Annotated in this window: 12 protein-coding genes and 1 tRNA gene; 9 read left to right on the top strand and 4 right to left on the bottom strand. The window is 41.8% G+C overall.

Going from position 1 to position 14,261, the window contains the following annotated elements; translation table 11 throughout:
• Positions 1-48: 48 nt before the first annotated feature.
• Positions 49-1,200 (bottom strand): glycerate kinase, encoded by a 1,152-nt coding sequence (locus PR795_RS06585; protein ID WP_181480279.1) that lies wholly within the window; start codon positions 1,198-1,200, stop codon positions 49-51.
• A gap of 535 nt (positions 1,201-1,735) precedes the next feature.
• On the opposite strand from PR795_RS06585, the gene PR795_RS06580 reads away from it, so the two are divergent.
• The 7 genes from PR795_RS06580 to PR795_RS06550 all read left to right on the top strand — a co-directional run bounded on the left by PR795_RS06580 (position 1,736) and on the right by PR795_RS06550 (position 8,017).
• Entirely contained in the window at positions 1,736-2,029 is a 294-nt protein-coding gene (locus PR795_RS06580) for a helix-turn-helix domain-containing protein (RefSeq protein WP_006658533.1), read from the top strand.
• Between the two features lie 191 nt (positions 2,030-2,220).
• On the top strand, positions 2,221-2,793 hold the full coding sequence (gene dicD, locus PR795_RS06575; protein WP_409371734.1) for a division control transcriptional repressor DicD: 573 nt from the start codon (positions 2,221-2,223) through the stop codon (positions 2,791-2,793).
• Between the two features lie 126 nt (positions 2,794-2,919).
• Positions 2,920-2,995: transfer RNA gene (locus tag PR795_RS06570), tRNA-Phe, on the top strand.
• A gap of 130 nt (positions 2,996-3,125) precedes the next feature.
• Complete coding sequence (locus tag PR795_RS06565) at positions 3,126-4,802, top strand: site-specific integrase (RefSeq protein ID WP_272516745.1); 1,677 nt, start codon at positions 3,126-3,128, stop codon at positions 4,800-4,802.
• Positions 4,802-5,707 (top strand): hypothetical protein, encoded by a 906-nt coding sequence (locus PR795_RS06560; protein WP_272516744.1) that lies wholly within the window; start codon positions 4,802-4,804, stop codon positions 5,705-5,707. The genes PR795_RS06565 and PR795_RS06560 overlap by 1 nt, the downstream gene beginning before the upstream one ends.
• A 602-nt stretch (positions 5,708-6,309) precedes the next feature.
• The gene (locus tag PR795_RS06555) at positions 6,310-6,879 is read left to right on the top strand and encodes a recombinase family protein (protein ID WP_213942744.1); all 570 of its coding nucleotides are present in this window, start codon (positions 6,310-6,312) and stop codon (positions 6,877-6,879) included.
• Between the two features lie 319 nt (positions 6,880-7,198).
• Positions 7,199-8,017: a hypothetical protein gene (locus tag PR795_RS06550; RefSeq protein ID WP_272516743.1), complete on the top strand. Its 819-nt coding sequence runs from the start codon at positions 7,199-7,201 to the stop codon at positions 8,015-8,017.
• 206 nt (positions 8,018-8,223) lie between these two features.
• Here the strand turns inward: PR795_RS06550 and PR795_RS06545 are convergent, their stop codons facing one another.
• The 3 genes from PR795_RS06545 to PR795_RS06535 form a co-directional block, all read right to left on the bottom strand.
• Entirely contained in the window at positions 8,224-8,889 is a 666-nt protein-coding gene (locus tag PR795_RS06545) for an AbiV family abortive infection protein (protein WP_272516742.1), read from the bottom strand.
• A 319-nt stretch (positions 8,890-9,208) separates the two neighbouring features.
• Positions 9,209-10,132 (bottom strand): aminoimidazole riboside kinase, encoded by a 924-nt coding sequence (locus PR795_RS06540; protein WP_036978157.1) that lies wholly within the window; start codon positions 10,130-10,132, stop codon positions 9,209-9,211.
• A gap of 28 nt (positions 10,133-10,160) precedes the next feature.
• A complete protein-coding gene (locus PR795_RS06535) occupies positions 10,161-11,156 on the bottom strand; it encodes a LacI family DNA-binding transcriptional regulator (RefSeq protein WP_154632994.1) in 996 nt (331 codons plus the stop codon).
• A 253-nt stretch (positions 11,157-11,409) separates the two neighbouring features.
• On the opposite strand from PR795_RS06535, the gene PR795_RS06530 reads away from it, so the two are divergent.
• Entirely contained in the window at positions 11,410-12,675 is a 1,266-nt protein-coding gene (locus PR795_RS06530) for an MFS transporter (protein WP_006658529.1), read from the top strand.
• Complete coding sequence (locus PR795_RS06525; protein WP_006658527.1) at positions 12,672-14,117, top strand: glycoside hydrolase family 32 protein; 1,446 nt, start codon at positions 12,672-12,674, stop codon at positions 14,115-14,117. The genes PR795_RS06530 and PR795_RS06525 overlap by 4 nt, the downstream gene beginning before the upstream one ends.
• Positions 14,118-14,261 lie beyond the last annotated feature (144 nt).

Below are 14,261 nucleotides of genomic sequence, written 5' to 3'. Positions count from 1 at the left end.
ATAAAATAAATATCGGAAAAAACGCCATATTTTCCATCAGTAAATTTTTTAATTTTTATTCTTCAAATGACGACCAATATTCAAAACATTAGCCACATTAAAGGCAGCGTTTTCTAAATTCTCTGCACCCTGTTTGAGAACCTCATTGAGTGGGGCTAAGCGCGGTAAAATACTGAATACTCCCGTCACACCTTCTTGATACAACGCCTCAATGCCCTCGCCTAATACTCCGCTCAGTGCAATGACTGGAATTTGGTGTTTTGCTGCTAGTCTCGCGATACCTATTGGCGCTTTTCCTCCTGCGGTTTGCCCATCCATACTGCCTTCACCAATAATCACCAAATCCGTATTCTGCAAATGTTGCTCAAACTGCAAAGCCGCCATCACAATCTCAATACCTGATTTAAGCTCACCACCGAGTAATGCAGCAATAGCAACAGCTATCCCACCTGCGGCACCACCGCCCTCAAGGTAACGATAATCCGTTCCTGTTAAATTCTGAAGATGACCCGCAAACTGATCCAGAGCCTTGTCTAATTCCACAATCATTTCTGAAGTCGCCCCTTTCTGCGGACCAAAAACTGCCGCGGAGCCTTGCTTGCCAACTAAAGGGTTACTGACATCACAAGCCACGTCAATTTTGCAATGGGACAAGCGTGAATCAAGATGCTGAATATCAATATGAGCAATTTGCGGGAGACTGTTACCGGAAGTCCCAAGCAACTGCCGATTTTCATCATAAAATTTGACGCCGAGAGCCTGCAACATTCCCACGCCACCATCCACGGTCGCACTACCACCAATGCCTAAAATGATTTGCTTAACACCTTGGGAAAGCGCATGCGCAATCAGCTGCCCCGTTCCATAGCTGTTTGTCAGCATCGGGTTGCGCTGCTCAATAGGCACTAACATCAAGCCACTGGCTTGCGCCATTTCAATGACCGCAGTTTGACTTTCGGCTAATAATCCATAGTGCGCCGTCACCGGCATACCGAGAGGATCAGCGACTCTCACCGACACTTTTTTGCCATGCCGCGCAGCGACTAATGCATCAACCGTTCCTTCGCCACCATCAGCAACAGGTAACAACACATATTCCGCTTCAGGAAACACCCGTTGAAAACCATGAATGATTGACTGAGCTGCAATGTCCGCACTCATACTTTCTTTGAAAGAATCAGGTGCAATGATAATTTTCATTAATCTGTATTCCTTATTTACAATCTCTAATATTTATTATTATTCTTGATAAACTATTTAAAATAACATCGATAATCAATAAACAAATCTATATATTTATGACGAAGTAAATATAAATCTTTCTCTCGAAACATATTTATGAATAACATATATATAAGTGTAACAGCACATGTCTTAATTAATATTTCATTATTATTTTCCTCGTTATTCCCATGAAAAACAAGCCAGTGTTTATCACAATAAAAATACACCAAAAAACCAATAATCTAGTTTAATAAACTAAATAACTGAAGATGATTAAAATAAAAACCCAAACAACTTTAATTTTGCACTCTTGATTTGCGTACTTAAAATAGCTATTAGCTATCGAAAATAGCCTATCAATCCGTCATAAATATTGGTAATTAATTTAACTTAGCGGTTAAATATCCCCAAATTGACCTAGTCAATTTTCGATTACTCTAGCCCATTAAAGATAATAATATTTAATTATCTTTGAATAATATTGTCTTAATCATTCTCGCATGGAGGGATCATGATAACTAACCAACGATTCGATAACCATGAAGTGTCTACCTATATTGGTTCATTTCTCAAACGCCGCCGTAAAGTTGTTGGACTCACGGGTGCTGAATTAGCTTCTCGTTTAAGCATCAGCCAACAACAAATTTCTCGCTATGAGCGAGGTGTCAATGCGATTACTATTCAAAATCTTTTGGGAATTTTGCATGCTTTAGAGTTAAAAAAGCACGATATTGATGAGTTCTTACAAAATATTTTCGATTTTTATCATATCGATATTGATATAGAGAGAAAATTGCTTAACTAGAAATAACTTTCTACTAAACAATTTGTTAGGTATAGAGAGGAGCCATCCTCTCTACCTCTTTTCAGTCCTTTTCTCCCTCAATTCCCCTCAATGACCGTCATACCTGTGACAAAATCAACGCCTATAAATCAACTTTGAACATTGCTATGATGGCAAAATCAGCAAATCTTGTGATGGAGATAACAATGAGTATCCAGCGCGACACTATTTTAAGCCATGCGTTAAACCAGTTAGAAAAACAAGGGTTATCCGCATCGACAGAGAGTTTATTGACTGAAGTTGAATCTGATTTTACGACCCTTCGCCAATTTTGGCCTGATGATGAGGCGCTCGTTTATGACGCTCTACGCTATCATGGACAACAAATTGAAGTATGGCAGCGTCAGACGTTATTAGATGAGCGACTAAGCCCACAATTAAAGCTCATGGCACGCTATCAACAGCTCACAGAGAAAGTCCGTGAAGGACGCTTCCCAGGCTGCTTATTTATCTCTGCCTGTAACTACTATCCTGACCCAGAACATCCTATTCACCAATTAAGCCGCCTACAAAAAGCCAATTCATTCAACTTTACTAAGCAACTCTTGGATGAATTAGATATTGAAGATGCCGAGTTAGTCGCCAATCAAATGGAGCTGGTCTTAGAAGGTTGTTTGAATCGCTTGTTGATTAATCGCGATGTCAATGATGTTGAAATTGCCCAACAGCTTTCAGAAGATATTTTAACTATCGCGTTATGCCGTAAAAAAGGCGCATTAAGTTAAATTTAACTCACTCGCGCGTTAAACAGACGTTTTTTGTCGAAAAAGAAAACACTCAGTACGAAAATGGTTTTTTTTATTAAAAATGCATTGACGAGAACAGCCTAATACGGTTTAATGCGCCCCGTTGCCCGGATAGCTCAGTCGGTAGAGCAGGGGATTGAAAATCCCCGTGTCCTTGGTTCGATTCCGAGTCCGGGCACCACGCATTTATAACCCTCGCTTCGGCGGGGGTTTTTGCTTTCTATATCATTAACTTATTGGTTCATCAGTGAATTTCATCTTTCACCCATCACCGTAATCGCTTCACGGTGGTACAGAATGGTGGTACATTCATGAGTACGATGATACAGCCAACTAAGAACCGACACGGGGTTTACACCCTCAGAATGGCAGTCCCTGCCGAACTTCAAGACACGCTTGGAAAAGGTGAGATTAAGCGTTCACTAAAAACTAAAGATCTTGCAGAAGCAAAACTTAGAGCTCCAGCCGTTACTGCCTTAATGCAAGCTGAAATAGAGCACGCTAGAAAAACCCTCAAAGCTGAACAGTCCGTCACAGATGATGATATCGAACGTATTGCATCCGTCTGGTCGACTTTTATCCTTTCCAAGCCGGAGCTCATCAAAGAACGCTATCTATTCGATTACCCTCATGGTTTAGACCTTACGATTGAAAGTAGAACAATTGTTGAGTACTTAAGACAAAAAAATAACATAAGTACTAGCTACACTCCTCCAGATATCAGCGTAATGCTGGGATTATCAGATCCATACCCATCGATTAAATCAGAACAACTCGATATTGAAATCCTACAGCTAGTTAAAAACGAACTGGCAGAGGCAATAGAGTTTTTCCCCGTAGAACTGACACCAAGATGGAGAATCAAGTTAGCATGGCGATTAGCTGACTATAGAAACCAAGCAGTAGAAATGCTGGTGGTGGGCATCTTTCCTGAGTATAAAGCGACTGAAATACAGGAAGAAAGCACAACCTCAATATCATTTAGTGAGCTATTTGAAGAATATAAAAAGCAAATTTTCAGAGATGAGCCAAACAGAGCTGAAAAACGAATCAAGGAATACTCCACTGCGGCTAATCGCTTTAGTGAATTCATTGGGTTAAAACCCATCGAAGCAATTTCTAAAGAAGACATCATGAAGTTTCGCTCTTTAATGGAGATGCAACCTCTTCGCCCAACAAAGGCAACTAAAAAGCTAACGCTACAACAACAAGCTGAACTCACAGGTGATAAGCTTAGTCCTCAACGCGTGAGAAATTTATTAATGGCATTATCAGCCATATTCCGTGTTGCCGTTGAAAATGGTTTACTACAAGCAAATCCAATATCTGAGATCCCCAAGAAAAAACGTCAGCGTTCTAATAATAACCATTACACCTTTAGTGAAAGTGAAGTAACTTCCATTTTCAATCTCCCTCTATTTGCAGGGGAGGAATCACCTCATGGCGCAATGGCATATTGGGTTCCTATCATCCTGTATTACACTGGTGCCCGAGTTGAGGAAATCTGCCAGCTATATAGACAGAATATCATTGAAGATAATGGCATCCCTTGTATTCAGGTTGAAATGGGGGAAAACCAGTCAGTTAAAACCGGTAATACTCGCATAATCCCCTTGCATGACCATCTAATCGAACTCGGCTTTATGGATTACGTTAACAGTCGGGAGAATTACCTATTTTCGGGTCAACGCAATTCTGCGGGTAAGTACTCTTACAACTTTATTCGTTGGTTCGGTCAATACATCCGTAAACATGGGATAGATAATCCTGATATCAAGCCAACGCATAGCTTTAGGCATACATTCATTACATACTGCCGTAATCGTGGAGAGAGGGAAGATGTCCAGAATAGCATTACAGGGCATGCTCAAGGCTCAGTAGGACGAGGATACGGTGCTTATACTACACCAATTAAGAAAGAACTTATTGATAGAACGCCAAAGCTTAACCTTTCTCCCCTTAACATCTGGAATGGGAGAAATAACTAATGCGACAAGGCTATTTAAGATACCCTCCTATCTTCTGTGATGGTGAAATAAAGATTAGAAATCTCTATCAGTATGTTGAACTCAATAGACAACGCCCACAACAGTGGATTAATAGACTTCGAAAGCAGGCAGCTAAGGCTCCTGACGAGATTAAACAGCTATGTCGCCCTGAAATTTTCGACCATTTAACGTCAGATGATACCGTGACTGCTATAGAAGCGTTAGTCTTACTCACATATAGCACTCAAAATGGTCGATATCAGAAGGCGATAGAAAAGATAGAAGAGCGTACGCAAACATACCTTCCAATCAAAGCGTATCGCTCTAAATTCGAAGATGCGTTTTGTGCTCAGCTAACTGAAGTTCTTCATGAAATTTATCCTAATGAAGGCACATGTACGATTACACCTCAAAAAGTCATAGGGCGATACCGTACCGATATCCATATCAAGCTAGTAACTGATGATTTTTATGAGTTTGTCATTGAGTTTGATGAAGATGCTCACGACAAAAAAGCATACTATCTACTCAATGACCCCAGAAGAGACCGCTGGTTTAAACAAAATCACCCTGAAATGACTTATTTTCGGGTCAAACATAGCGAATCTGACATCTGGCTAAATGCGGTAAGGCAAACAAAAGAAATTTGCAGCCTATCAACCTTCTATGCAAAATGTATCTGCTACGCTGTAGAATCACGTTCGACATCAAGGTTAAAAATCACTAGTGAATCCTCAAAAAAAGCCTATGATATCAATCATAACCCATACGCTTTCTTACTCCACTCCCCAAAACAACGAATGAAGGAAATCAAAGATATCCTTCATCGGTTGCAAATTGAATACTCAGGGGGAAGAAGTGTCAGTCTAAGCCAGTCAACACTAAACCGTAGATGTCGTAGTTAAATATAACAAGAGATCGCCGCCATTATGCGGCTTTCTTCAAAATTCTACGTTTCAACACATCTACAACTGAAACATATAGGCTATATAGTCAACTACCCCCCTATCTATATTATATACTCATTTTCCCATTCTTAAGTATATGCTTTCCTTAGATTCGGTTGATGGCATCAAGCTATTCACTAAGATTCTCTCTCCTCCAAAATTGCACAGCCACAAGCGTTCCCAACGAAAAAAACAATGAAGCTTTCAACAAAATTAACCAATAAAGGTACAAGAAAAGTACATTCACACAACCAAGGTTAAATTATGTACGATTCAACTAATTACAGGTCATGGGGACTACAAATGGTTTGGACTATACTACTTCAAGCAGTAAAACAAGCAGTGATAACCTTTCTTACAGCAACCTTTCAAGCGTTTACTGATTACTGTTCAACTAACACAAATATCTAATACTTTTCCCCTACCACTGCTCATGCATCAAGGGCACGCATCTAAACAAACAGCAAAATACAGCTTGAAAGCCTACCACAGAGCCAATACGGCATATTTGGTCTGTCGTATAGCTTAGCATGGTCTATTGGGTCGAATGGAGAACAACAATGGCAATTATCGGATACGCCAGAGTATCAACCCGTGGTCAAAGCCTTGACGCTCAGCTCAATGCTTTACAGGACTGCGAAAAGGTTTTTAAAGAAATCATCAGCGGTGCGAAAGACGACCGTCCTGAGCTTACAGCAATGCTGGAATACGTGCGTGATGGTGACACGGTCAAGGTCACCAAGTTAGACCGCCTAGCACGTAACACAAAGCACCTGCTGGAGATCTCCGAGTACTTGGATGCCAAGCACGTCCGATTACAGATAATGAACCTAGGGATCGATACAGGAACGCCTACGGGCAAACTCATGTTAACCATGATTGGAGCAATTGCAACCTTCGAACGTGAAATCATGCTTGAACGCCAAGCCGAAGGTATCGCACTGGCGAAACTAAAAGGGAGGTACAAAGGACGGAAGCCCACAGCCAGAGAGAAAACCGATGAAATTATTGAGCTGCTTGAACAAGGGTTAACCAAACCCGCCATATCACGCCAGCTAGGCGTTGGGGTCACAAGCATTTACCGCATCATCAGGACAAACCGTCCTGATTTACTGGAAAACAAACGATGAAGAAAATCATACTCAGTCTAGCTTTACTCTATAGTGCCTTCGGGCTAGCACTCCCTGCCCCGATTAACGTGTGGCTGCAATGTGAAAACGGTGTTCATGCGACATTAGATAAGGACATGCTGCTTTCAATTGAGGGAATTTATAAGTTACCAATCATAAGAACTGAAAATGAAAAACACGACCGAATAACGCTTGTATTCGCTGATAGTCAAACATCTGCCAAGATACTGATGATTCATACGATCCCAGCGTTTTTCCTAAATGATAACAATGTATGGGTGCCATGTAAGGCAAGAAAATATCCGTAGGAGTCAACCAAATGAATAAAGTATCAAAACGTTGGGTAATCATTGCCTGCTTAGCGGCTATCGGCTCAATCTTCATCACTCAAAATGTAATCGGGGTGCATAGCTTCGACCCGAATTATTCAAATAGTAATGCAATATTTGCCAGAATCTCACTATTCATTACCTCATTAATCCTATCAGCAAGCTTCTACTCAGCCTTTGCTGATAAAATTGAGTCAGAAACAGAAACTGGCAAAGTTCATGGCATACTGTACATCATTGTTGGCATAGGAATCTCACTATATTACATGTTCAAAATCAATGATGTACTCCTCTATGTCCTAACGATTGCAACCCCAATATTCATTGGTATCGGCATCAAGATATTAGCCAAAGGGAAAGGCTTACCTAACAAATATGCTGTATTATCGCTATTAATCATCATACTATTGGTTGCTTACCCATTCGTAACACTGAACTTGTTTGATACTGATAGATATTCACGCTATAGAGGCTTTTTAATATACCATGGAGCAACGGGCATCTATGTCATAATTGCTTCAATCATCGGTGCTATTAGCATGATTTACCTCACAGAAAAGCATAAAGACAAAGAAAGGGTGTTTGTTCAAGAAGAGTTCATATCAACACTAACAAAGCTATCAGCACTATTTGATGCCGATATGATTACTCAAGAAGAACTAGACAGTAAAAAGAAAGAACTAATCTATGAAATATCACTTATCTCGCAGAAAATGGACTCGCTAGAATTTCTAGCTGAGTTATCGCCATTAAAGCAGAAAGGAATATTAACCGATGAAGATATCGCCAATATCAAAAAGGTAATTTAGTTGCATACCTCAGACCAGACTGTCGAGTTGCGTAGGAAAAATAGGACTAAACCTGTCTGGTCTGAGCGAAGAGCGGAAGTTCGCAGTTGATCTCGTAGCCAAACAGTCACGTTAACAACATTGCGGCGTGTTGTTCAACGGGGAGCAGATCAACCATTTCAGGTCTCTCGCAGCTCCAACAGCAATATCCCTAAAGAAATATTGATTCAGATACTTAAGAATGCTGAGACAGCAGTTTTATTTGAAAGTAATCCTTTTGCGGACATGGCATCGAAGTAACTTTTTAATGCCTCACGCTTAAGAGCATCATCAGTTTTCCACACAGGTCCCAAGTACTTCACCCAGAGTTCAACCTCCTCGACTGTGTGTAATTTTGACGACACTAACGGTTTAGCGGCTTCTATGATGCTTATAGCTGTATCTCTATCGATTACATTGTCTGGTATCGACCAATGTGCCTTACCAAGACAATCCGTATAAAATGATATTTGCTTTAATTGATCCAATACAAAGGGATGTTCTGATTCATCGCTGAAAATTGGTGAAAAATCCTTGAGATTCCTGGCGCCTTTTTTAACTGCATCAAGAAACACCCACATCATATTTTTTTCAGTATGTGAGCGATACCTGTGCCAAATCTGTTTGATATCTTTGCCATCTTTCAACAGCGACATCTCTCGAAGTATTGACACCTTTCCTGCTTCTTCTATAGCCAAGATTGCTAGAGAGGTAGCAGAGGGATAGCGTTCTAAATCAAATAAAGCAGAGGCATCGTTCAGAAGCCTTCGTGCATTAGATGATGCAGCATTCATGCCCTCTACAATTTTCTCAACGGCAAGTCTATTTTTCCATTGCTCTAGCTTTTTTGCCATAATGTTTACTCGAGTTAAAAATTTCATCAATCTTAGGACATTTCATTCCTGCTGAAAAGCTAGATGCTCTAGCTGGTCATAAAAAACTTGAAAAATGGTACAGAATAATGGTACATTGCCCATCGAAGCGAAAATGTAACCGACTGTTAATCAATAAAAATTTGGTATAGAACGCGTATCCTTGGTTCGATTCCGAGTCCGGGCACCACTATTTAAAGAACCCGCCCTAGTGGCGGGTTTTTGCTTTTCTGGCAAATCACGTTGATAAATCGTTCCGTCCTTGCTGCATTTTCACAATATCCATAAAAACAAAATCATACTAAAGGCTCTTTTGTAGCGCTTGACGATAAGGTAATGCCGTCATTGCCCCTTTCGCAGTCGTGGCTAACGCACCACAAATTTGTGCTTGCCCTATAATGATACCAAGTGTGTTTTCATCATGGGGCAAACCATAGACAGACAATCCAGCTAATAAACCAGCAACAAAAGCATCTCCCGCGCCAGTAGTATCAACGACCACGACTGATCTAGCCGAATAATGCAGTATATTGCCTTGCCAACACGCCATCACGCCGTTTTTACCTAAAGTGACCAACAGTAAATCAAAAGAGTATTGCGCTGAAAGATGTGTAATACCTTGCTGAATATCGGTTTTACCACTTAGAAAAAACAGTTCCTCTTCGGATAACTTCACCACAGATGCAAATGTCAGCGCTTTATCTAAGCACTCACGTAACAGGGTTTCATCCTGCCATAGGTCAGTTCGAATATTTGGATCAAAACTCACTCGGCCCCCTACACGGCGAATCATTTCCATGGCATGAAATGTTGTGCTACGACTCGGCTCAGCACTCAGTGCAATAGAGCAAGCATGTAACCACTCATTTTTCTGGAATATGGGTAAATCTTCAATTTCTAAGAAAAGATCTGCAGCAGGGCGTACCATAAACGTAAAAGTCCGCTCCCCCTCGTCATCAAGTTCAACCACCACGGTCGATGTGCGATGTTGTGGATCTAACTTCATATAAGCGATATCCACATTCTCTTGCGCGAGTGTACGGCGCATAAAGCGACCAAACGGGTCGTTCCCGACACGACCAATAAACCCACTTTGCCCATCAAGGCGAGCGACACCAACAGCAACATTAGCTGGCGCTCCCCCCGGAAGCTGTAATAAGCAACCATCTCTTTCAGGGATCAGATCAATGACAGCATCACCAAGGACCCACACTTTATCGGTCATAAATTACTCCACAGATAATAGTTAAAAATTAAATTGAATCCCTTGGTAGCCAAGGCGATGAAATATAAACAGTATCTCGGTGTGTCTCCCCATTAATGATATGCAACGCACTGCGCTTGCCTATCTCATAATGGGGAAGCTGTACCGTTGAAAGAGGTGGGATAAATAATTCACCGATCCCAACCATGTTGTCATAGCCAACCACCGCCACGTCTTTTGGGATCTTTAATCCACTTTCTAGCAAGATCTGATAAACAATAAAGGCGATCCGATCGTTTCCACAGATGACTGAATCAAAGTTCGCTTTACCATGGTGGATCTGCTGACGCACGATTTCAGGAATATCCGAATAATTGTCCATCATCAAAAAATGATGGATGAGCGTGTCGGCATGAATACCATGCTCCTCACAAGCACGTTTAACCCCAAGAGATCGACGGATAGTCGCTGGATGTTTGGCAGGTAAATATAGACACAATGGTCGACGATAACCTGCATTTAATAGTGCATTAACCGCGTTATATTGCCCATCTTCATCATCCGGCACATAGCTGGCAGTCTGTACATTCAAACTTTCACAATTGGCGAGTACCAGTGGAACTTTCATCATGTGCTTGGTTATTTCAACCTGCCGTAGCCCCATTGTCGTATAAATAATGCCATCAGGGCGATGCGAAAAAAGCAGACTCGCGATGGCTTCAGGATCATCACCTTCTAGCATATTCACAACATAACTATTCCAACCATGTGAACGCGCCGTTTCTTCAATAGAGAGCGTAATATCGACAGAAAATGGCGAGGTCGCCGTATCAAGTGCTAACACGCCAATAGTTCGCGGTTTTTGTCCTGAACGCGTACCGCGTATCATGCGTGCAGAGAGGTCAGGGGTATAACCCGTTTCGCTAATTGCTTTTTGAATACGCGCCAGTGTCTCTTTTTTCAGTTTCTCAGGATTATTAATCGCTCTTGAAACCGTCATCATTGAAACACCAGCCAGCTTTGCGACATCTTTTAAGAGTACCATTTTGCCCTCTGCGCTCTAAATTCGACATGTGTCTTAAGCGATGAAATGACTTATCCAACGTCTTTTCATCGGAGTATATCAACCAAAAAATAGCCACATGATTGTGATAATAAAAAACCTGTGACACCCCTCACATACCACCAATGTTAATGTTAACATTGGTGATTAACATCATATTTATGCACAATGCCTTCTTTTCTAATGCTGATGTTAACATTAACAATATAGGTATTCTGACAGTAGGAGAATAGCTATGGGCAAAAAAACACGCGCTAACATACATGCCTATCTCACATTAAGCGGCTTATTATTTACATTCTTTTGGACATGGTCATCCGTGTTTTCCTTAGTCTCTCTGTGGCTCAGCCAAAAAATTGGCTTAAAGGGTACTGATACCGGCATTATTTTTTCAGTCATTAGTCTAACGGCTTTTTGTGCACAGCCTCTGTATGGATTTATTCAGGACAGACTCGGTTTACGCAAAAATTTATTATGGTTTCTGGGTGGGTTGTTATTAATCAGTGGACCTTGGTTTATTTTTGTCTGTACTCCGTTATTAAAATGGAACATTTTTGCGGGTGCCGCAGCGTTAGGGATTTATGTCGGGGCGACGTTCTTTGCTGGTATCGGTGCACTTGAATCCTATACTGAACGGGTTAGCCGCATCGCGAGCTTTGAATATGGGCGTGCCCGTATGTGGGGATCGCTGGGTTGGGCGGGTGCCACTTTCTTTGCTGGGCTGTTATTTAATATTGATCCCAACTTAAATTTCGCCATGGGGTCTGTCAGCGCACTGCTGTTTATCATTCTGTTATGGCGTTTACGTAACGTTCGTCCTCATACTATGAACGAACTTGAATTCGGTAAAACTCAATCGCTAACTGTCTCTGATGCGCTGGGACTTTTACGTATGCGCTCATTTTGGTCTTTAGTAATATTTGTCTGTGGTGTGAGTGTTTATAACGTCTACGACCAACAATTTCCAGTCTATTTTGCCTCCCTGTTTGCGAATCAAAATGAAGGCAATGAGATGTTCGGCTACTTAAATTCGCTTCAGGTCTTTTTAGAGGCAGGCGGGATGTTTTTAGCGCCTTTCCTTGTAAATCGTATCGGTGCTAAACGGGGTCTATTGTTAAGTGGTTTGATCATGGCGCTACGTATTTTGGGTTCAGGACTTGCCGATGACGCCATCACTATCTCATTCATGAAGCTACTGCATGCCGTTGAACTTCCTATTCTCTTAATTTCATTATTTAAATACATTACGTCTGTATTTGATAAACGCTTATCCGCAACCATCTATTTAGTCGGCTTCCAGTTTACGGCGTCACTGTGTGCTTCATTCTTATCCCCGTTAGCAGGGTACGGCTATGACACATTAGGCTTCGCCGATACTTATATGATCCTCGCCGCCATCGTCATTTCCATGACGATAATCTCTAGCGTACTTCTGCAATCAGAAAACACATCAACCGTCAGCAACCCCATGACAACGTCGAAAAAAACGGTGGAATTATGAAACAACAACTTCAGCAAGCACAGTTTGCTCTCGAGCAACTTAAAGCTCAGCGTGGCAATACTTATTACCCTGACTTCCATCTCGCCCCGCCTGCTGGCTGGATGAATGACCCAAATGGTTTAATCTATTTTGATGGCTTATATCATGCTTTTTATCAACATCATCCAATGAGTGCAGATTGGGGACCTATGCACTGGGGTCATGCAACAAGTCACGACATGATCCATTGGCAGCACCAACTTATCGCTTTAGCACCGGGTGATGACTATGATCGTGATGGGTGTTTTTCGGGCTGTGCCGTGAATGACAACGGAGTACTTTCGCTGATTTATACCGGACATGTATGGCTCAAAGAAGAAGGCGATGATAGCGCAATCCGCGAAGTTCAATGCTTGGCAACAAGCACTGATGGTATTCACTTTGAAAAACAGGGTGTTATTCTCACTCCCCCTGAAGGCATTATGCATTTTCGCGATCCAAAAATTTGGCAAGAAAATGGCACTTGGTGGATGGTGGTGGGGGCTCGAGATGCCGCTAATTGTGGACAAACGCTGCTATATAAAGGTCGTTCATTGCGAGAATGGCAGCTCGATAGGATCCTCGCACATGCGGATCTGGATGGCGGCTATATGTGGGAATGCCCAGACTTCTTCCCTTGTGGCAGCCACCACTATTTGATGTTTTCCCCACAAGGCATTCAACAAAGCAAAGGCTATCAATATCGTAACCGCTTCCAATCAGGAGTGATCCAAGGTCATTGGCAAGCAGGAAGTGCATTTATACAAAGCCAAAAATTGACTGAACTAGATAACGGGCACGATTTCTACGCTCCACAATCCTTCACTACAGCGGATGGTCGCCGTGTCATTATGGCTTGGATGGATATGTGGGAATCAGTAATGCCATCAAAACAAGAAGGCTGGGCGGGCTGCTTAACCTTACCACGCGAGTTATTTGAACGAGATGGGCATTTATGCCAACGCCCAGTGATTGAAGCCAACTCACTGCGCCAACAGAGCCAACCCATTAAGCCGCACTCGTTCAGTAAAACAGAAGTGTTACTCGACCATTCCAGCGCCATCGAGTTAGAACTCGTTTGGGATATACGCCAAAGCCATGCAGAACGATATGGCATAGCGCTAGGTAATAAAGTTGGCGATGGATTAGAGCTGTATATTGATAGCCAATCTCAACGCTTAGTGCTCTGGCGGCACTACCCAGAATATGAGTTGGACGGTTATCGCAGCATTCCATTACCTACGAGCGATAAACTTTCATTGCGTATTTTTATTGACCGCTCCTCCGTTGAAGTCTTTGTCAACGATGGTGACGCCACAATGTCTAGCCGTATATATCCCCAGCCTAATGCGCGCAAGCTAATGTTATTTGCTTCTCATGGCAGCGCGGTTATTTCTGAAGGAACGCTTTGGCAACTCAAATAATGATTGAGCAGGAATTAGGATAAACAAAAACGCCTCGTGATGTGCTTTATCACAAGGCGTTTTTAATCTTTTAGACTCTGGTTGAGGTCCGTCTCATTTTTATATTCTTAGCTTAAATAGATAAGTATTATTATCGACCTTATA

This window comes from Providencia sp. PROV209 (assembly GCF_028479485.1).
GTDB lineage: Bacteria > Pseudomonadota > Gammaproteobacteria > Enterobacterales > Enterobacteriaceae > Providencia > Providencia alcalifaciens.
This window is presented reverse-complemented; position numbering and strand designations above follow the sequence as displayed.

Excerpts from the sequence above, each read along its gene's own strand:
- PR795_RS06580 (WP_006658533.1), top strand. The coding sequence starts at position 1,736 with ATGATAACTAACCAACGATTCGATAACCATGAAGTGTCTACCTATATT.
- PR795_RS06560 (WP_272516744.1), top strand. The coding sequence starts at position 4,802 with ATGCGACAAGGCTATTTAAGATACCCTCCTATCTTCTGTGATGGTGAA.
- PR795_RS06550 (WP_272516743.1), top strand. The coding sequence starts at position 7,199 with ATGAATAAAGTATCAAAACGTTGGGTAATCATTGCCTGCTTAGCGGCT.
- PR795_RS06525 (WP_006658527.1), top strand. The coding sequence starts at position 12,672 with ATGAAACAACAACTTCAGCAAGCACAGTTTGCTCTCGAGCAACTTAAA.
- PR795_RS06540 (WP_036978157.1), bottom strand. The coding sequence starts at position 10,132 with ATGACCGATAAAGTGTGGGTCCTTGGTGATGCTGTCATTGATCTGATC.
- PR795_RS06585 (WP_181480279.1), bottom strand. The coding sequence starts at position 1,200 with ATGAAAATTATCATTGCACCTGATTCTTTCAAAGAAAGTATGAGTGCG.
- PR795_RS06545 (WP_272516742.1), bottom strand. The coding sequence starts at position 8,889 with ATGGCAAAAAAGCTAGAGCAATGGAAAAATAGACTTGCCGTTGAGAAA.
- PR795_RS06535 (WP_154632994.1), bottom strand. The coding sequence starts at position 11,156 with ATGGTACTCTTAAAAGATGTCGCAAAGCTGGCTGGTGTTTCAATGATG.
- PR795_RS06565 (WP_272516745.1), top strand. The coding sequence starts at position 3,126 with ATGAGTACGATGATACAGCCAACTAAGAACCGACACGGGGTTTACACC.
- PR795_RS06530 (WP_006658529.1), top strand. The coding sequence starts at position 11,410 with ATGGGCAAAAAAACACGCGCTAACATACATGCCTATCTCACATTAAGC.
- PR795_RS06555 (WP_213942744.1), top strand. The coding sequence starts at position 6,310 with ATGGCAATTATCGGATACGCCAGAGTATCAACCCGTGGTCAAAGCCTT.